The following is an 18,951-nucleotide window of genomic DNA, read 5'->3' on the forward strand; positions in this document are numbered from 1 at the left end:
AATCGACGTCCTAGTCGATGTCCTCAAGAATGAGGTTGCCGATCTCGGACAGCCGGCCGCCGGTGTTGTAGAGGAGGCGGATGATCGCCTCGTCCCGCAGTTGGGTGAACGACTTGCCCTTACAGGTGTCCAGAACCTTCTTCGTGTCGTCGTCACGAATGATGGGGATCAGCCTCTTCTGCGGCTTGGGCTGCTTCACCCGCTCCATCGGCGAGCGGTCGATGTCCTCCTCGTCCACCATCAGCCACTTGAAGAACTGCTGCAGGCCCTTGTGCTTGTTCAGCGCCGTGGCACCGGACCGGGTCTCGATCATCCACGCCTGGAAGAACTCGATGTGCGCGCGCGTGACAGAGCACGGGTCGGCAGCGGCATCGTCCGCATCCGGGTCGGGCGAGTACTCCCCCAGGTACCGGGCGAGCTGGGCAGCGGCCAGCAGATAGTTGTAGCGAGTGGTCTCCGGATGACTGGCGGAGCGCAGGGTGCGGTCCCAGTCGCGGAGATAGCCGACCCAGGTCTTCGAGAGGCCGAGAGTGAGCTTGTTCAGGTCCAGCAGAGGCATTCCGGGAACCCTCCGAGTAAAGGGGTCGATGAGCGGCGTGCTCGACCCGGAAGAACTCGGCAAGATCACAAAAAGAGGGTCCTCACAGGCTATGACCTGCGAGAACCCTCTTGGCCGTCGGGACGACAGGATTTGAACCTGCGACCCCTTGACCCCCAGTCAAGTGCGCTACCAAACTGCGCCACGTCCCGGCCACACCCCGTTCCCGGCGTGCCCGCAAAGCTTAGCGCACCCGAGAACGGCCCCGGAAACGGGCCCCCAAACCCGATCTGACCTGGAAATACGGCGGGGACCCGCATGGCGGGTCCCCGCGTCCCTCGGTCCGACCGATCCCCCGATCTCGACCGACGAAGCCACTATGCGGTGGCGGCGCCGCGTTCGCCACCTCCGAAAGTAGAGTCATTTTCGCCAACCTTGGACGTACCGGTCGGTAGGACGGCGGTGACGACGAAGCCGCCGTCGGGGCGGCGGGACGTGCGGAACGTGCCGCCCACGGTGCGGACGCGTTCGGACAGGCCGTGCAGGCCCTGGCCGCCGTCGCCGCCGAGGGGGACCTCGGACGAAGGTCCGTTTGCGACTGTCACGGTTACGGATGGGCCGCGGAAGATGTCCACCGAGACGGATGCGCCGGGGGCGTGTTTGGTCACGTTGGTCAGGGCTTCTTGCACCACACGGAAAACCGCGCGTTCCACTGCCGGGGAGAGGTCGGCCGAGCCGGACTCCGAGAGGGTTACCGCTACGCCCACCGAGCGGGCTCGGTCGATCAGTTCGTCCAGAGAACGGTAGGTGACACCGGAGGACAAGAGGCCGAGGGCGGTTCGCATCTCGGCCAGGGACTCCTTGGCCAGGCCACGTAGGCGCAACGCCGTCTCGCGCACTACTGGATCGGACGTGGTGGCGGCCAAGGCGGCGGACTCGACGGCGATCAGGGTTGCGTGGTGGCCTACCGCGTCGTGGATTTCGCGGGCTATGCGGGCTCGCTCGGACGCTCGGGCGCTCGTTTCCTGGGCTTCCAGTTCGGCGGCGCGGGCTCGGCGGGCCTCCTGCAGGCTGCGCGTCAGCTCTCGGCGCGTGGCGACCAGGACGCCCAGGGCTGTCGGGGCCGCCGCCAGGCCGAACGCGAAGGCCGTGGCCAGCAGCAGCGAGCCTAGTGGAATCACCTCGGTGAGCATCACCGGGACGATCGACGCCGCGGTCAGCGCGGTGACCCACAGGACCATGATCGGGACTGAACGTTCGGTGCGGCCAACCCGGTACTGGGCGACGAAGGCGGGCGCCCAGCCCAGACCACCGGCCACGCCCGGGATGCACAGCAGCGCCGCCAGGCCCGGCCAGCGCAGGCGCAGCGGCAGGGCGAAGCAGCCCAGGTACGAGGTCCAGGAAGACCATTCGAACGGCCGGTCGGGCGCGATCAGGGCCACGCTCGCGCACAGCCCGACGATCAGGATCTCGCGGGCCAGGACCTTCACCAGACACCGCCGACCTGGTGCGCCACCAGCGCGGCCTGCACGCGGTTCTCCACGCCCAGCTTCGTCAGAACCGTTGACACGTAAGACTTCACGGTCGCTTCGGACAACGACAGGGCCTCGGCGATCGCGTTGTTCGACCGTCCACTTGCGACCAACTCCAGCACCTGGCGTTCCCTGGCCGACAGGGAATCCAGGGCTCGGTTGGCGCGGAAACCGCGCAGCCGCGGTAACAGCCGGGCGGCGATTCGGGGATCCAGGACCGCGCCACCGGCCGCCAGGTCGACGACCGCGCGCACCAGGGCGTCGGGTTCGGCGTCCTTCAGCAGAAAACCCTGGGCGCCCAGGTCCAGGGCGGTCGCCACGTAGTCGTCCAGGTCGAACGTCGTCAGCACCGCGATCGCCGGCGGCTGGGCCCACGTTCGCAGGCGGCGGACGGCTTCCAGGCCGTCGACACCGGGCATCTGGACGTCGATCAGCGCCACGTCGGGCATGCACTGCTCGACGACGCTGATCAGCTCGGCGCCGTCGCCGGCCTCCCCCACCACCTTGACGCGGCCGTCGGCCTCGAGAAGGACCTTCAGGCCCCGCCGGAGCAGGGCCTCGTCATCGGCAAGCACCACGCGCACGGCCACGGTTCAAACCAACCGCAAAGCCGTGAACCAGGCAACATCACTTCTTGCCGGAAGCCTTCTTCTTCTCGCGAACACGTACCGAGATCCGCACCGGGCTGCCCTTGAAGCCGAACTCCTCGCGCAGCTTCCGCTCGATGAACCGGCGGTAGCCCGCCTCCAGGAAACCGGTCGTGAACAGCACGAACGTCGGCGGACGCGTGGACGCCTGGGTCGCGAACAGGACCTTGGGCTGCTTGCCGCCGCGCACCGGCGGCGGGGTCGCGGCGATCAGCTCCGTCAGCCACTGGTTGAGACGACCAGTTGGGACGCGCGTGTCCCACGAGTTCAGCGCCGTCCGCAGCGCCGGGGCCAGCTTGTGCACCGCACGGCCCGTCAGCGCGGAGATGTTGACCCGCTCGGCCCACGGCACGCGCACCAGGCCGCGCTCGAGCTCGCGGACCATCTCGTTGCGGCGGTCCTCGTCGACGAGGTCCCACTTGTTGAAGCCCAGCACGCACGCGCGGCCCGACTCGACGACCATCGTCAGGACGCGGAGATCCTGTTCCGACAACGGCTCGTGCGCGTCGAGCAGCACGATGGCGACCTCGGCCGTCTCGATGGCGGACTTGGTGCGCAGCGACGCGTAGTACTCGGCGCCGCTCTCGAACTTCACGCGCTTGCGCAGGCCCGCGGTGTCGACGAACCGCCAGACCTCGCCGTCCAGCTCGACCAGCGAGTCGACCGGGTCGACGGTCGTGCCCGCCACGTCGTGCACCACCGAGCGCAGCTCGCCGGACAGGCGGTTGAGCAGCGACGACTTGCCGACGTTCGGCTTGCCGACCAACGCCACGCGGCGCGGGCCGCCGGCGCCGGTGCCGAACGTGTCGCGCGGCGTCTCGGGCAGCGCGTCGAGGATGACGTCCAGCAGGTCGCCCGAGCCGCGGCCGTGCAGGCCGCTGACCGGGTACGGCTCGCCGAGGCCCAGCGACCACAGCGACGCGACGTCGGCCATCAGGCGTTCGTCGTCGACCTTCGAGGCCGCCAGGATCACCGGCTTCTTGGAGCGACGCAGCACGCGAGCGACGGCCTCCTCCGTCGTGGTCGCGCCGACGGTCGCGTCGACGACCACGAGGATCACGTCGGCGGTCGCCATCGCGAGCTCGGCCTGCTGCGCGACGGAGGCCTGCAGGCCCGTCGCGTCCGGCTCCCAGCCGCCCGTGTCGACGACGGTGAACTTGCGGCCGTTCCACAGCGCGTCGTACGCGACGCGGTCGCGGGTCACGCCCGGCACGTCCTGCACGACCGCCTCACGGCGGCCGATGATGCGGTTGACCAGCGTCGACTTGCCCACGTTCGGGCGTCCGACGACCGCCAGCACAGGCTGCGGCGGGGCGACGTCCTCCTCGTCGAACGACTCGTCGCCGAAGGCGGACCAGTCGGCCTCGTCCTCCCAGGTGCCGTCCAGGTCCTCGGTCATGGTGTCGCTTCCTCTTTCACACGAAGTTCGTCGAGTTCGGCCACCAGGGTGGCAAGGCGGTCGCGCACCTGCTCGGTGGCGGCCTCCAGTGCGGCGCGGCCCTTCGCCTCGGGCAGCGGGAACGGCTCGCCGATCAGCACGTCGACCCGCTCACCGCGCCGGGTGCCGCGGTGCGCCACGGGCACCACAAGAGCACCGGACGAGCGGGCCAGCCACGCGGCACCGCTCTGCGCCGCGGCGACGTCACCGGAACCGCGCGTGCCCTCGGGGAACACACCGACCACCCCACCGCCGCGCAACACCTTCAGCAGGGTCATCAGCGGCGCGCGGTCGACCTCGCCGCGGCGCACCGGGACCTGCCCGATCTTGCGCAGCAGGAAGCCCACGATCCCGCGGAACATCTCCTGCTTGATCAGGAACACCGTCCGCCGGGGTATCGCGCCGAGCAGGATCGGCCCGTCGTGCATCGAGGTGTGGTTCGACACCACGATGACCGGCCCCGAGGCCGGGAAACGCTCGCGCGAATGCACCCGCACGCCGCGGAACTGCCACCGGTACGGCACGCGCGCGATCCACCGGCCGAAGTCCATGAGCCACGGCCAGGTGCCTTCGGGAAGGCTCACCCGGTCACCCGCATCCCACGCTGTCGCACCAGTTCGAGCACCGCGCCGACGGTGCCCGCGAGGTCGAGCGAGGTCGTGTCGACCTCGACCGCGTCGTCGGCCGCGCGCAACGGCGACGCCGCGCGGCTGGAGTCGTAGTTGTCGCGCCGCCGCACATCCGCCAGCACGGCGTCCACAGTGGACGTACGCCCGGCGGCGACGTCCTGCCTGGTGCGACGCTGCGCCCGCGCGTCGGCGGACGCGGTCAGGTACACCTTCAGCGGCGCGTCCGGCGCGACGACCGTGCCGATGTCGCGGCCCTCGACGACGATGCCGCCGACGGAGTCCAGCGCGTCGGCGATGATCGCGCGCTGCTGTCCGACGAGCAGCTCACGGACGGCGGGCACGGCCGAGACCGGCGATACAGCCAGCGTCACCTCGGGTCCGCGGATCTCGCCGGACACGTCGTCCTCGCCGAGGAAGATCCCCGGCCGCAGCGGGTCCGTCGCGACGACGAGCCGGGCGCCGAGCGCGATCTCGGTGACCTTTCCGGCATCGTCCGGGTCCACACCGGCGCGCAGCACGGCCAGCGTCACGGCCCGGTACATCGAGCCGGTGTCCAGGTAGCGGGCGTCGAGAGCGCTCGCGAGCTTGCGCGCGACGGAGGACTTGCCGGTGCCGGACGGCCCGTCGAGAGCCACCACACCGCGCAACTGACCCTGTCCCACCGTTGCTCCCTCCTCGACACCCACGGGCACCATTGTGCCTGGTGCGAAGGGTCACACCTGGTCGGGGTCAGCGGGGGCGCAGCACCGACGGTTCGCCGCGGCCGAGCGCGTCGACATGCTCGGCAAGGTTGAAGCCGTCGCTGAGCGTCTTACCGCCGTCCAGCAACTCGATGATCTTGCTCTCGGCGTTCTTGACGGCCAGGGCGGCATCGAGCAGGGCGTCGGCCCGCGCGGGGTCGACCACGATGAGTCCTTCGTCGTCGGCGAGGACCAGGTCACCGGGGTGGACCGTGACCCCGCCGCACGTCACCGGCACCTGCAGCTCACCGAGTTTCGCCGCGGTGCCGGACATCGGCGTGACGAACCGGCTGTAGACGGGCAGCTCACAACGGGAGACATACGCCATGTCCCGGTAGCCGCCGTCCACGACGATCCCGCCGAGCGACCGCACCAACGCCGCGCGCGCGAACATCTCGCCACCGAGCGCGATCTCGTGCGCTCGCCCGTCGACCACGATCACCGCACCCGGATCGGCGGTCTCGACGGCCCGCGCCACGGCCAGGAAGTCGTCGCGGCAGCGGACCGTGAAGGCGGGACCGAACACTCGGGTTGCCGCCGACCGGGCGCGGATCGCGCTGTGCATCACCCGAGTCGTCTTGTCGGCATCGCAGATGGCGGTCGTGTCGACGGCGAGAAACCGTTCGAAGAGGCTCACGCCGACGAATCTAGGACCACTGCTGCGATCCGGACCACGTTCGCAGGTACGACTCGGCCCCGGAGAGCAGATCGGTCACGAGCTGGTCGCCGCCCAGCTGCCGCACCTGCTCCACCCAGTCGGGCACCAGCCCGACGTGGGCGCCGCCGTCCACATTGAAGTCCCACACGCGTGAACCGGTCTTCTGCCGGTCGACCAACGGCCCGTCCGGGAAGCTGCGGAACGGATAGGTGACGCCGGCGCGCGGCGCGGGGTGCGAACCGACGCCGTTGAAGTCGGTGCCGAACCCGAGGCCCACGTCGTACTTGCGGCGCAGCGGAGCGGTCGCCGCGGTGTCGCGGACGAACGCGTCGCTGTCCATCTCGTAGGACGCCACGAACCCGCCGAGCTGGTACACGCGCTCGGTCCAGTTCGCGTCCATCCAGCTGTGGCTCGACACCACACCGGGGTAGTGGGCCTCGGTGGCGATGTCGAGGGTGCGCCGCGCCGCCTTGACGCTCATGTGGTCGATCTCGACCATCATGTGCCGCTTCATCATGCCGCGGACGGCGTACTCGCCGAGCGCGGTCAGGCCGCGGGTGTTGCACCGCTTCGCCGGGTCATAGGTGGGTGCGACGACGTTGGCGGGGATGAGCGCGTTCGGCGCCGCGGCCCCGATCGGGTTGTCCTGCTGCGGGCCGGTGCACGTCTCGGTGGTCCACCAGGTGCCGCTGCGCAGGAACTGGGCCGCGTTGATGACCGTCCCCTGCGTACCCGAGTCGAACCGGACGCCGCACAGGGCGTTGTCGAACTTGTGGCACGGGAAGGCGCTGCGCACACCGAGGGCGTACATCTCGTCGAGGCCGCGGTCGATGTCGGCCTTCGAGCACAACGGGATGTCCAGCAGCTGACGGCAGCCGAAGAGCTCAGAGGTCTCGATGCCGAGCACGACGGCGAGCTTGCCCTGCGCCACGACCTCGCGGGCCTGCGCGGGCGTCGTGACGATGCGGAACCAGCCCTTGCCGGGGCCGCCGAACATGTTGTCGACGAAGTCCTGCAGCTCGTAGGTGCGGCGGGCCTGCAGGCGCACCGAGGCCATCTCGTCGCAGCCACGGTCCTTGAACGGGTAGATGTTGCACAGGGCCGCGTTGGACGTCAGGTCCGTCACCAGGATGCGCTGGCCGCCGCGCCACGACCGTTCCAGCCAGGCGTAGTAGTCCTGCTGGTGCGACACGGTCTTGTAGGACGGCCAGTCCTTGAACGTCGGCCAGCCGACCGGGTCGTGGCCGTCGAGGTCGTTCGTCACGATGCCCTCGAAGATCGCGCCCAGGCCGTTCGGGTAGTGCTCGGGGCAGTCCTTCAACGCGTCCGCGACGCCCTGGGTGGAGAAGGTCTTGCCGCAGATCAGCCGACCGCCGAAGCCCTCATAGGTCATCAGGTGGTTGTGCGCGTCGACGAACCCGCGCACCCGGCCATGGCCGTCGGTGCCACGGAACGGCTCGCCGGTCACGTTGATCTCCGAGTCCGGCGCGGGCCGAGCCACCGGCTCCCACCAGGGGGTCGCCGCTCCGGAGGCGGCCGGGGTCAGCGCGGCTAGCGCGAGGACGGCGGTGAGGACCAGGCGGATCAACACGGAGGCTCCTCGGCGACGGTGACGGGAACGCGCCCCCATCTTGGCCATGAGCGTCCAGAATTGGAAGGGTATTCACGTTTCAACCCATCACAGAAGACCTCAGTGCGGCAGGTCCGTCCGCAGTCCCGCCGCACCGCGCAGGTACACGTGCTTGATCGACGCACGGGGCAGGTCCGTCTCCACGTGCGCCAGCAGGCGGATCACGCGGGGCATGGCGCCCGGCACCGCGATCTCCGTCGCCGACAGCAGCGGGACGTCCGAGAGCCCCGCCATGCGCGCGGCATAGGCGGGGAACTCGGACACCAGGTCCGGCGTCTGGGTCAGCACCACGCTGATCAGGTCGTCGGACGTCAACCCGTTGCGGTCGAGCACCTCCCGGACCAGCTCGGCCGTCGCCGACAACAGCTGGTCGCGCTCGTCGGCGTCGACCTGCGTGGCTCCTCGAATCGCGCGCATCGCCATGCGATCGACGATAACCGCCTCATCGTGGAGCCACCTGGTAGGCGCGTACCACGGTGTGGCTGACCGAATTGCCCAGACTGTCCGACACTCCCAGGCGCAGCGACACGAACCCGGGACGGTGGCACAGCAACGCGTGCGTGCCGATCACCGGTACGCGCGACCACGTGGCACCGTCGTCGTAGGACACCTCCACGGACACCCGGCCGATACGCCCGTAGGTTGCACCCGCCTGCTTGTCCACCTTCAGGTCCAGCACGAACGGACCGGAAGGAGCGACACCGTCGGTGAAGTCACCGGACGGGCGCACCGCGAGCAACGGCAGGGGCGTCCGGCCGGAAACGGTGCCCGGCGAGCGGAACTTCCATGTCGCGGAGGCCGAAGTCGCGAACACCGACCACGGCGCCTGGCGGTCCGACGTCGTCGTCAGCGTGTACACACCCGGAGAGGAATCCACCGAAGCCGAGACATAGCCCGGATACGGGCTGGTGTCGACCTCCACGCCGTCGCGCGAAAGCGTTGTCGACGCCTTGGAGTAGGAACCCCACGACGTGGTGTACGCCCAGTCCCCCATCGGCGAGAACAGCGGGATCGACGCGCTGATCGTGTCACCGTCACGCGACAGGCCCCAACCATCCACATAGGACCCCAAGGACGGTCCGAACGGACCGCGGTTCCACACGGTCGAGTAGGAACGACGGGAGTAGACCTTGCGCGGCGACACCTGGTACTCGGCCCAGTCGTTCGTCGGACCGCGCAACCCGAGCATGCTGTCCCAGGCCACATCGGGCCCCGGCGTGTAGTACTCCGTCCGTTCGAAGGGCACCGGCATGTCCAGCAGCACGGTCACGTTCGCCGCCACACCGCGGAGGTACGCGTACCCGCCGCGCACACCACGAGTGGGCTTCCCCTGCGACCGGTACGAAGCACGCACCGAAGCAAGGTCGGAGTCCCGCACCACGAAACCGGCGGGATCAGGGATAGCGCCGTCGTTGAAGAACATCAGGTTGTACGCGTGCGCACCCGACGGATCGACCAGCACCGGCTGGTAGACGAACTGGAACTTCCGCCCCGTCACGCGCGGCGACGGCGCGGCGAACGTCTTGGCGCCGTAGGACGAGATGACCCCGACGCCGGTGTCGCGGGTGGCGTTGCCCGACCGCAACGTCAGTAGGTACATCCTCGTCGAGGCCTCCCGGTCCAGCTTGGGCTGCAGCGGCAACGCCTTGCGCGCGTCGAACGACACGGTCACGTCCGCGCCGATCACGGTGTCCGGCTGGGACAACAACGACGTGGCGCCGTCGTTGTCGTACACCAAAGCGTGCACGTCGTACTTGCCCTTCGGCACCCGGATCGAGTTGGCCTTCGGGTCGGCGAAGAAGTAGCCGGCCGAGATGCCCGTCTCGGTGTTGATCACCTGGACCGAGGAGAACCACGGGACCGCGCCCGCGTGCCCGATCGCGTCGATCGACAGCGTGTACTTCTCCTCCTCCAGCGTCACGCCCAGCGGAGTGCGCACCGAGACCGAACCGGCGGAGGCGACCAGCACCCCGCTGAACGACCCGCCCGGACCGGACGCCGAGGCCGTCACGTCGACCGAGGCCGAACCACCGGCCGGAACCACAAGTTCCTTCGCGGCCAACGAGAACACCGAGGCACCGGACAACGACAGGGACAGCCGGACCTCCGAAGCCGAGTCGTTGCGGTACGACACGGTCCGCGTCGCCGAACCGGAACGCGGCCACTTGACGTACGGGAACGACACGCTCGCGGGCGTGCTGCGCACGATCTGGTCCAGGGCCCGCGCGACGTCCAGCCGGCCCGCGCCCTCGGTGTAGACGTCGAGCCCGACGCCGTGGGCCGAGTTCATCAACGCGGTTTTCAGCTCGGCAGCGCCCCACGTGGGATGCGCCTGCTTCAACAAGGCCGCTGCACCGGTCACGTGCGGCGTGGCCATCGAGGTGCCGCTGGCCGAGGTGTAGAAGTCGTTGACGGGCGTACCCATCGAGGTGCCCTTCGACCGCGCCGCCACGATCGACGAACCGGGCGCGGCGATGTCCGGCTTCACCGCGAAGTCGCCGATGCGCGGGCCGCGGCTGGTGAACGACGACACCCCGTCGGTCTTCGTCACGCTGCCGACGGTGAGCGCGGCGTCGGCGGCACCCGGCGTGCCGACAGACCCCGGCAGACCGAAGTTGCCCGCCGCGATCACGAACAGCGTGCCCGTCGAGGCCGTCAATCTGTTGACCGCCAACGACATCGGGTCCGTGCCGTCCGTGGGCGCACCACCGAGGCTCAGGTTCACGGCCGCGGCGCCCTTCGAGGCCGCCCACTCCATGCCGGCGATGATCGCGGACTCGGGGCAGCCACCGCTGTCCTCGCAAACCTTCCCGACGATCACGGACGCGTCCGGCGCGACACCGCGGTACTTGCCCGCCGACGCCGCACCCGTGCCCGCGATGATCGACGCGGTGTGCGTGCCGTGCCCGTAGCCGTCACGGATCCCGGTGCCGGTGAAGTCGACCGCCTCCACGACGTTCTTCAGGTCGGGGTGCTCGGGATCCCAGCCGCCGTCGAGGTCGGCGATCGTCACGCCCTTGCCGGTGAACCCGGCCTGCCACGCCGCGGGCGCCCCGATCTGCACGGTGCTGCGGTCCAGCACCGGGTGCGCGCGCCCGTCGAGCCAGATGCGGGTCGACCCGGACAACGCCGTCTGCCACAACGGAACCGAGGCGGTCACGGCCACCGCGCCGAGGCTCGTCATGGTCCGCGCCACCTGCATCCCGAGCGGCCGCGGGCCGGACACGATCAACGGCAGCGCCGGCGCGCCCGCGAAGCCCTGACGGACGAGCTCGGAGACGTTGAACAGCCGGCGGTCGAGCTGTCCGCGCGCGAGCAGCGGCGCGGCGTCCGCCGGGACGATCCTGATGTCGGCGCCGTCGAGCTCCTGCAGGAAGCCGATGCCCGAACGGCCGGGCCCTGGCTCGACCACGGCCTTGCCGTTGGTCAGCTGGACGCGGTCACCGGTGACCAGGGTGATCACCGATGGTGGCGCCGCGGCGGCCACAGAAGTCCCAGCCGCGGGCACGGTCAGTCCCGCAACCGCCACGAAGAACGCTGTCGACAACGTTGTCAGTCGTCTGAGCATGTACGTCCCATCGGAAAAGGAGACATCCAGCTGCGCGGCGACGCCGAAGCTAGCGGGTGATCGTCTTTTCCGACAGATCTATTCGTCCACGACGATGTTCGGGTACCGCTCTGTGAGACGCAGCAGGTTCACCACGTACGTCCCCCAGCCGCCACCGGTGAACACCAGTCGCCGCTCACCCAGCTTCGTGGCCACGTCGATCAGCACGTGGATGCCACTCGAACCGATGAAGGTGAGCTCGGAGAAGTCCACGACGACATCCCCGCCCGCGGTGACCGCGTGGGCGAGCTCGGTGCGCAGCAACTCGGAGTTGGTCATGTCGACCTCTCCGCGCAGCATCACGACTGATCCGTGTCGGCGCACCTCAAGAAGGGTCGATGGGCTGTCCGATTCTGATTCCATCGCCGGTGATCTCGAACTCCCTCGTCTGCGGCAGGTGCGAACTCGATCTGGTCTTCACGACGGTCAGGGCGTGTCCCAGGGAAGCTCCTTTCCTCGTGTGCTGCAACAGGACCACCTGATCGGCTCCCGATGAGTCGGTGGGGATCCTGGTGCCGAGCAGGTCCGGGGTGCCGGTGGTGACCAGCGAGGTGACGCCCGCGTGGGCGCACATGGCGAGCAGCTGGTGCGGGTAGCCGGGCAGGCCCTCCACGACCAGCCTGCGCGCCCCCGTCCGCTCCACCAGTACGAACACGTCGTGGCTCCACTCGTCGAGATCGGTGTCGCCCGGTCTGTCGCAGTAGAACTCGATTCCGTTGCAGTCCCAGCCGAACCCACCCGCTATCCGGGTAAGGGCCGCCGAGCTCTCCGCGGCCGAGGCGAACACCGTGGGCGCGCCGGAGGCGAACTGGAGCCCGAGCACGGTCTTGCCGGTGCCCGCGGGACCGACCACCACGGTGATCGAGCCCGCGGCGCAGTCTGCCAGCACGCCCTCGACCACGGTCACCGTGCCCTCCGGCTCGGCGGGTGGTCCCACCAGGTCGACCCGGCGGGGGAACACCTCGAGGCCCCCGGACCCGATCCGGTAGCGGTGCGGCCCGCGCTGGTAGTCGCTGCCCCGCAGCTTGTGCACGCGCAGCGCGCCGGAAGACAGGTGCAGCACGGCGTCGGCGACCGCGGCCTCCGGTGCCCGGCCGAGGTCGAGCGCGTCGTGCTCGGCGAGCCACAGCGAGGTCGTGGCGAACGCGCTGAGCCGGCCCGCGAGCTCGTGCACGAACTGGTGGAACTCCGAGTCGGACTTCGCGGTCACCCGCAACGCGGGCAGGCTGTCGATCACCACCAGGGAGCACTCGGTGCGCCCGACGAACTCGGTGACCTTGCTCAGCGCGCCCTGCAGGCCGCTGCCGTTGAGGACGCTGCCGAGGTCCTCGAACAACAGGGCGGAGCCGATCTTCTCCGGGTCGAAGAAGTCCAGGCCGCGCGCGAACTGCAGCAACTTGCCCATGGGTTCGGCGAGCGAGCTGAAGTACGCCGCGGGCCTCCCGGCGCTCCCGTTGGCGAACGCGCACTGGTGCGCGAGCACGGTCTTGCCGCTGCCGGGCAGCCCGGCGAGCAGCACGATGGACGGTTCGACGAACCCCCCGTGCAGCAGCGCGTCCAGCCGGGCATGTCCCGTCGTGAGCCGGCCGATCACGGTTGTCCCTCCGCCGGTTCCAGCAGGCTGCGCACCGCCGTCAGCACCTGCAGCGGGTGCGCCGGCTTGAGCAGGAACGCGTCCGAGCTGTGTCTCGCGGGCACGAGCACGGAGAGGGCGACCACCGGGATGACCGTGTCCCGCTTGATGTCCTCGCACAACTTGCCGCCGCGACCGTGCGAGGTCATCAGGTCGACGATCGCGAGCTGCGGCAGCCCGGACAGCGCCGCCTCGGCCGCGGCCACGGACGACACCTGCGTGACGTCGTAGCCCTCGGCGTGCAGGAACGAGGCGAGCGCGTGACCGGAGAAGCGGTCGCCGTCGACCAGCAGGATGCGCGGCCGTCCCGCGGACACCGAGATCTCCGGCGCCTCGGTCCGCGACCACGTACGGACCAGCATCCGCACCACGGTGCCCGGCCACGTCGGCCGGCCCGGCCGGAACTCGACCTCGTCCGCGACGCCGAACAACAGGCGCATGCCGAGCGGTTTCGGATCCGCACCCGGCTCGAACACGCCGTCGTCCTCGATCGTCACCACGACGCCCTGGTCGTGCGGCTCCCAGGTGACGCCGACGATCGAGGCGCAGTCGTTGGACACGGAGTTGTCGACCGCCTCGGCGACGGCGACGAGCACATCCCGTTTGTCGTCGCCGTGCAGCCCGGCGCCGTCCGCGAGTGCCCGGACGAACGAACGCACCTCCTGCAGGGAATTCGGAACCGCCGGGAACCAGCGCGTGTGTCCGGTCATGCCGCGGCGCTGGGGCACGCCGGAGTGAGCAGCGGGGTGATGAGCTCGGCCAGGTCGGGGACGCGCCGGCGCTGGGCCTCCGCGCGCAGCGGCGCCAGCTTCCGCCGGATCCGCGCCGAGGCCAGCCCGGCCGTCTGGTCCACGACCGTCGCGGCCACCGCGGCCGCCTGGTCGCCGTCACCCTGCCAGAGGTGGTTGAGGGCGAGGGCGATCAGGGCGAACGACCGGCTGCGCGCCATGTCGTCGCGGTAGCCGGCGACGGCTTTCGTGAGCGCGGCGATCGCGGGCCGCGCGAAGCTCAGGTCGACCGTGCGGGCGAGCGAGGTGTAGATGACGCCCGTGATGCCCGCGAGGTCGGTCTCGTCGAAGAACGCCGCCCACGACGGCGGGTCGTTCAGGTCCGCGAGGGCGAACTCGTCGTGCGCCCGGCCCAGCAACGCCAGCGCCGGTCCGCGCTCGCCGAGCTCGGCGAAGCACCACGCCTGGTTCGCGGACAGGATCGCCTTGGTGTGCTGGGACCGCGCGACCCCGCTGCCGAGGTGGAAGTTGTGCAGCGCCTCCCGCGGCCCGTCGTGGTGCAGGTGTACGCGACCCATCCGGTAGTGGATGTTGGCCACCAGCTCGGGATCCTCGGCCAGCTCCAGCGCGCGGCTGAACGCGCGGTACGCCGAGCCGCCCAGTCCGGCGTCGAAGGCGGTCCACCCGGCCAGGTTGTAGAGGTCGGCGGTCGCGGCCTTCAGCGCGGTGCGGACCTCGTCACCGTCCGCGGCGTGCAGGGCGAGGGTGCACCAGGAGATCAGCGAGTCGACGGCGTCGCGGCACGAGCCGCCGCCGTACCGGTAGTCCATGGCGCGCAAGGCGAGCGTCATCGCCCGCACATGCCTGACGTGGTCCAGCCCGATCCGTGAGCTCAACGGCGGCAACGCGTGCACAGCCGGGTCTTCGTGTCGCATCGGGAACACTCCCTTGCGGCCATAGAGGGGCGATGTACCAGAGTCTTCCGGCCCCTGGGTCGTCCAGACAGGGCCAGACGACTCCCTGGGCTAGGGACCTATGAGCGTTCAACGTTCCAGTGCGGCGAGGAGCAGCCCGCTGCGCGGTTTGGGCGTGAAGTACGTGCTCTTCCTGGGCATCACCGCACCCGAGCGCACGACGTTCATCGGCACCGGCGCGATGAGCAGCACGGCGTCCGCCTCGACCGCGGGATCGACCACCGGACGCACCAGCGGGCTCTCCGGATCGAGCCCCAACGCCTTGTCCAGCAACACACTCTCGACCACGGCGTGGTCGATTCCCTTGTCCTTGGGCAGTTCTACCCTGAGCACCTCGTCAGGACAGCGGACGACAACCACACCCGGTTCGGGATCCCGCACGAACGGCAGCGTGTCCACGGTGAGCCCGATCCCGCGCCACGCGGTCACAAGGTCCTGCGCGGTCAGGCCCGTGCCGGCCAGGGCGCGGTGAATCGGCCCCACGCGCAACCCAGGACCGGCGGTGATCAACGCCAGCAGGCCGCTCAACCCGGCCGCGCGAGCGGCGGCGACGCGGTGGTTGCCGTCCGCGACGAGCAGCGGATGCGCGCCTGCCGCGGCGAGCAGTTCGTCCTGCGCCGCACCGGGTCCCACGAGCCAGACCCAGTGCCTGCGTCCACCTGAGTCCACAAGGGACACAGCGGGATCGTCCGGCAGAGCAAGGACCAGCGGCGTCAGCGCGTCGTGCTCCGCCATCGGCAGCAGCATCGCCGCGCTCGTCGCACAACCGAGACCGGACAGCACCTCGGCCCGTTCGGCGACCACGTCCGGGTAGACGTCCTCGGTGTGCCCGATGGCCTCGGGGTTCACCATGCACAGCAGGCCGCACGCCGTGCCGTCCGGCCCGTCGACACGATAGGGCGCCACGACGTCGTGCACCTCGCGGTACGCCCGGCGGCGCAGCACGGCCAGCTCCACCCGCGCCCTCGGCAGCGCGTCGAGCAGCCCGATGCCCTGTGCCAGCGCCTCCGGCGTGCGGTGCGGGTGCTGCACGGCGAGCAGCGTCCCGTGCGGCGCGCGGGCCAGCGCGCCGATGATCCGGCCGGGGTCGGCGAACTCGTCGACGTCGGGTCCCGGCACCCGGTCGACGACGACCCAGCCGCGCTGGACCGGACGCACCCCCGCACTCACCCGATCACAGTCGCCGGACGAGGGCCGCATCGCAACCCTTGATCGGTTGCTATGGGGGGAGCTTTACAAGCGCTGAGCGCTTGCAAAGCTCCCCCCATAGCACCCGGACGAGGCGCTTGCCCGCTTTGTCCGTCTAGGATCGATCTCGTGAACGTCGAGATCACGCCACTTCCGGGCATCGGTACGCGCCAGGACTTCATGATCCGCTCGGGACGGCGGGTCGGGGTCATCACATACCGGGACGGCAAGTTCGAGCTGATCGTCTCGAAACAGGACGATCCGGACTCGTGCACGGCGTCGATCCCGCTCACGCCCGAGGAGGCGAGCACGCTCGCCGGGCTGCTCGGCGCGCCGCAGCTGGTCGCCCACCTCAGCGAGCAGCACCGTGACATCACCGGCATCACCACCCGTCAGCTGCCCGTCACCGCGTTCGCGAACCGTACCCTCGGTGACACCGCGCTGCGCACCAGGACGGGCGCGTCGATCGTCGCCGTCGTGCGGTCCGGCAACGCCCACCCGTCGCCCGGCCCCGAGTTCCTGTTCGAGAACGGCGACCTCGCGGTCGTCGTCGGCACCGCGGAGGGTCTCGACGCGGCGTCCCACATCCTCACCGGCGGCTGACGCATGGAGCACACCGCAATCGCGCTCATCCAACTGGGTGCGGTCTTCTTCGGGCTGGGCTTACTCGGTCGCGTCGCGTGGCGGTTCGGCATCTCGCCGATCCCGCTGTACCTCATCGGCGGCCTCGCGTTCGGCTCCGGCGGGTTCGTGCCGCTGGAGGGCATCGAGCAGTTCGCGCACCTCGCCAGCGAGATGGGCGTGGTGCTGTTGTTGTTGTTGCTGGGACTGGAGTATTCGGCCTCCGAGCTCACCACGGGACTGCGCAAGTCGTGGATGGCCGGAATCGTCGACATCGTGCTGAACGCCGCGCCCGGCGCGATCGCGGCCGTGCTGCTCGGGTGGGGCACGGTCGGCGCGCTCGCGATGGCTGGCGTCACCTACATCTCGTCGTCCGGCATCGTCGCGAAGGTGCTCGGCGACCTCGGCCGTCTCGGTAACCGCGAGACCCCGGTCATCCTCAGCGTGCTGGTGTTCGAGGACCTCGCGATGGCGGTGTACCTGCCGGTTCTGACCGCGGTTCTGGCCGGCGTCAGCTTCGTCGGTGGGCTGACGTCGGTCGGCATCTCGTTGCTCGCGATCACCGTCGTGCTCGTGGTCGCCCTGCGGTACGGGCGGTTCATCTCGGCCATTGTGGACAGTCCCGACGCCGAGGTGTTCCTGTTGAAGGTGCTCGGCTCCGCGTTGCTCGTCGCGGGCGTCGCGTCGCAGCTGCAGGTGTCGGCGGCGGTGGGCGCGTTCCTGCTCGGCATCGCGATCTCCGGTTCGACGGCGGAGAACGCCACGCGCCTGCTGGAACCGTTGCGTGATTTGTTCGCGGCCATGTTCTTCGTGGTGTTCGGACTGAACACCGACCCTCGCACGATCCCGCCCGTGCTCGGGATCGCGGTCGCGCTGGCGGTCGTGACGACGGCGACCAAGGTGGCCACCGGGTGGTGGGCCGCACGGCGGCAGGGCATCGGCAGGATGGGTCGCGCCCGAGCGGGTGCCGCCCTGGTGGCGCGAGGCGAGTTCTCGATCGTCATCGCCGGCCTGGCGGTTGCGTCCGGTCAGGTGAATTCCGACCTGGCGGCGCTGGCGACCGCATACGTGTTGCTGATGGCTGTTCTCGGCCCCACAGCGGCAAAATACGTCGAACCCGTGGGCGAATTCGTCCTGCGCAGGCGCCAAGCGGCCTGAAACGTATCCACGGTTCTGCCGACACCTCTGTATAGGGCAGATCGCCTACTGCCGCATTACCCCGGAAGGGGGCTTCGAGGTCATGTCAGAACCAACCGGCGTCGAGACGACAGGCCGTTTCCTGGTACTGCTCGAGGAGGGCCGGGTCGACGAGGCCCTGCTCGCGCTCGGCGACATCGCGACCGGAGCCGCGGGAGGCGAACCGGCCGAGGTGTACCCCACGCTCGGCGTCGCCGTGGTCTCCGCCGATCCCAGCCAGCTCGCCGACCTGAACAACGCGGTCGAGAGTCCCGGTCCCGTGCTCGTCGTCGAGCCGGAACGCGTCGTGCACGCGATCGATCCGGTCGCCTCGGAGGCGACCGCCGAACCCACCGCGGTCGACGAGTCCGTGCTCACGTGGGGCCTGCAGGCCGTCGCCGCGGACGTGAGCGGCGCGACCGGCAAGGGCATCAAGGTCGCCGTGCTGGACACCGGGTTCACCACCCAGCACCCGGATTTCGCCGGCCGCACGATCACCACGAACTCCTTCATCACCGGCGAGTCCGTCGAGGACGGCCACGGCCACGGCACGCACTGCATCGGCACGTCGTGCGGCCCGCGCAAGCCCGCGACCGGCCCCGGCTACGGCGTCGCGTACAACGCGGAGATCTTCGCGGGCAAGGTGCTGTCCAACGCGGGCTCCGGCTCCGACGGCGGCATCCTCGCGGGCATCGAGTGGGCCGTGAACAACGGCTGCGCGGTCATCTCGATGTCGCTCGGCGCGGACGTCCCGGCGGGCACGCCGTACTCGCAGATCTACGAGACCGTCGCGCAGCGCGCGATGGCCAGGGGCACGCTGATCGTCGCCGCCGCGGGCAACGGATCCCGCCGCCCGGCGTCGATCGCACCGGTCGGCCACCCGGCCCGCTGCCCGTCGATCATCGCGGTCGCCGCGATCGACGTGAACCGCGCGATCGCGTTCTTCTCGGCGGGCTCGGTCGACCAGATCGGCCAGGTCGACGTATGCGCGCCCGGCGTCGACGTGTACTCCAGCTGGAAGCTGCCGGACCAGTACAAGCGCATCCAGGGCACGTCCATGGCGACGCCACACGTGTCCGGGGTCGCGGCGCTGATCGCCGAGAAGTACAACGCCCGCGGCTTCGAACTGTGGGCGCGCCTGGTGCTCTCGTGCCGCCGGCTCCCCCTGCCGTCCACCGACGTCGGCACCGGGCTGGTGCAGGCGCCCTGATC

General features: G+C 70.0%; 18 protein-coding genes and 1 tRNA gene. 3 read left to right on the top strand and 16 right to left on the bottom strand.

Going from position 1 to position 18,951, the window contains the following annotated elements; translation table 11 throughout:
* Positions 1 to 10: 10 nt before the first annotated feature.
* The 16 genes from QSK35_RS22010 to QSK35_RS22085 all read right to left on the bottom strand — a co-directional run bounded on the left by QSK35_RS22010 (position 11) and on the right by QSK35_RS22085 (position 15,924).
* Positions 11 to 559: a tyrosine-type recombinase/integrase gene (locus QSK35_RS22010; protein WP_285749131.1), complete on the bottom strand. Its 549-nt coding sequence runs from the start codon at positions 557 to 559 to the stop codon at positions 11 to 13.
* A 117-nt stretch (positions 560 to 676) separates the two neighbouring features.
* Positions 677 to 750 (bottom strand) — tRNA-Pro (locus QSK35_RS22015).
* A gap of 165 nt (positions 751 to 915) precedes the next feature.
* Positions 916 to 2,028, bottom strand: coding sequence for a sensor histidine kinase (locus tag QSK35_RS22020; RefSeq protein ID WP_285749133.1), 1,113 nt, complete (start codon positions 2,026 to 2,028; stop codon positions 916 to 918).
* A complete protein-coding gene (locus QSK35_RS22025; RefSeq protein ID WP_285749135.1) occupies positions 2,025 to 2,660 on the bottom strand; it encodes a response regulator in 636 nt (211 codons plus the stop codon). The genes QSK35_RS22020 and QSK35_RS22025 overlap by 4 nt, the downstream gene beginning before the upstream one ends.
* A 37-nt stretch (positions 2,661 to 2,697) precedes the next feature.
* The gene (der, locus tag QSK35_RS22030) at positions 2,698 to 4,116 is read right to left on the bottom strand and encodes a ribosome biogenesis GTPase Der (RefSeq protein WP_285749137.1); all 1,419 of its coding nucleotides are present in this window, start codon (positions 4,114 to 4,116) and stop codon (positions 2,698 to 2,700) included.
* The gene (locus QSK35_RS22035; RefSeq protein WP_285749449.1) at positions 4,113 to 4,706 is read right to left on the bottom strand and encodes a lysophospholipid acyltransferase family protein; all 594 of its coding nucleotides are present in this window, start codon (positions 4,704 to 4,706) and stop codon (positions 4,113 to 4,115) included. The genes der and QSK35_RS22035 overlap by 4 nt, the downstream gene beginning before the upstream one ends.
* Before the next feature lie 29 nt (positions 4,707 to 4,735).
* Positions 4,736 to 5,422: a (d)CMP kinase gene (gene cmk / locus QSK35_RS22040; RefSeq protein ID WP_285749451.1), complete on the bottom strand. Its 687-nt coding sequence runs from the start codon at positions 5,420 to 5,422 to the stop codon at positions 4,736 to 4,738.
* A 91-nt stretch (positions 5,423 to 5,513) separates the two neighbouring features.
* Positions 5,514 to 6,161, bottom strand: a complete 648-nt coding sequence (locus QSK35_RS22045) for an RraA family protein (RefSeq protein ID WP_285749139.1) — start codon at positions 6,159 to 6,161, stop codon at positions 5,514 to 5,516.
* Positions 6,162 to 6,171: 10 nt separating this feature from the next.
* Entirely contained in the window at positions 6,172 to 7,773 is a 1,602-nt protein-coding gene (locus QSK35_RS22050; protein WP_285749141.1) for an amidohydrolase family protein, read from the bottom strand.
* A 99-nt stretch (positions 7,774 to 7,872) separates the two neighbouring features.
* On the bottom strand, positions 7,873 to 8,235 hold the full coding sequence (gene aroH, locus QSK35_RS22055; RefSeq protein ID WP_285749143.1) for a chorismate mutase: 363 nt from the start codon (positions 8,233 to 8,235) through the stop codon (positions 7,873 to 7,875).
* Between the two features lie 19 nt (positions 8,236 to 8,254).
* A complete protein-coding gene (locus QSK35_RS22060; RefSeq protein WP_285749145.1) occupies positions 8,255 to 11,380 on the bottom strand; it encodes a S8 family serine peptidase in 3,126 nt (1,041 codons plus the stop codon).
* A gap of 78 nt (positions 11,381 to 11,458) precedes the next feature.
* Positions 11,459 to 11,782, bottom strand: a complete 324-nt coding sequence (locus tag QSK35_RS22065) for an STAS domain-containing protein (protein WP_352244137.1) — start codon at positions 11,780 to 11,782, stop codon at positions 11,459 to 11,461.
* Positions 11,745 to 13,013, bottom strand: coding sequence for an RAD55 family ATPase (locus tag QSK35_RS22070; protein ID WP_285749147.1), 1,269 nt, complete (start codon positions 13,011 to 13,013; stop codon positions 11,745 to 11,747). Before QSK35_RS22070 ends, QSK35_RS22065 begins: the two co-directional genes overlap by 38 nt.
* Positions 13,010 to 13,762, bottom strand: a complete 753-nt coding sequence (locus tag QSK35_RS22075) for an ATP-binding protein (protein ID WP_285749149.1) — start codon at positions 13,760 to 13,762, stop codon at positions 13,010 to 13,012. Before QSK35_RS22075 ends, QSK35_RS22070 begins: the two co-directional genes overlap by 4 nt.
* Positions 13,759 to 14,715, bottom strand: coding sequence for an NsdA family TPR-like regulatory protein (locus QSK35_RS22080; protein ID WP_285749151.1), 957 nt, complete (start codon positions 14,713 to 14,715; stop codon positions 13,759 to 13,761). Before QSK35_RS22080 ends, QSK35_RS22075 begins: the two co-directional genes overlap by 4 nt.
* Before the next feature lie 108 nt (positions 14,716 to 14,823).
* Positions 14,824 to 15,924 (bottom strand): DUF1015 family protein, encoded by a 1,101-nt coding sequence (locus QSK35_RS22085; protein ID WP_285749153.1) that lies wholly within the window; start codon positions 15,922 to 15,924, stop codon positions 14,824 to 14,826.
* Positions 15,925 to 16,071: 147 nt separating this feature from the next.
* On the opposite strand from QSK35_RS22085, the gene QSK35_RS22090 reads away from it, so the two are divergent.
* The 3 genes from QSK35_RS22090 to QSK35_RS22100 all read left to right on the top strand — a co-directional run bounded on the left by QSK35_RS22090 (position 16,072) and on the right by QSK35_RS22100 (position 18,949).
* Complete coding sequence (locus tag QSK35_RS22090; protein ID WP_285749154.1) at positions 16,072 to 16,545, top strand: cation:proton antiporter regulatory subunit; 474 nt, start codon at positions 16,072 to 16,074, stop codon at positions 16,543 to 16,545.
* Positions 16,546 to 16,548: 3 nt separating this feature from the next.
* Entirely contained in the window at positions 16,549 to 17,721 is a 1,173-nt protein-coding gene (locus QSK35_RS22095; RefSeq protein WP_285749155.1) for a cation:proton antiporter, read from the top strand.
* Positions 17,722 to 17,803: 82 nt separating this feature from the next.
* Positions 17,804 to 18,949, top strand: a complete 1,146-nt coding sequence (locus tag QSK35_RS22100) for a S8 family serine peptidase (RefSeq protein WP_285749157.1) — start codon at positions 17,804 to 17,806, stop codon at positions 18,947 to 18,949.
* Positions 18,950 to 18,951: the final 2 nt, after the last annotated feature.

The organism is Lentzea sp. NBRC 105346, assembly GCF_030269605.1.
Classification (GTDB): domain Bacteria; phylum Actinomycetota; class Actinomycetes; order Mycobacteriales; family Pseudonocardiaceae; genus Lentzea.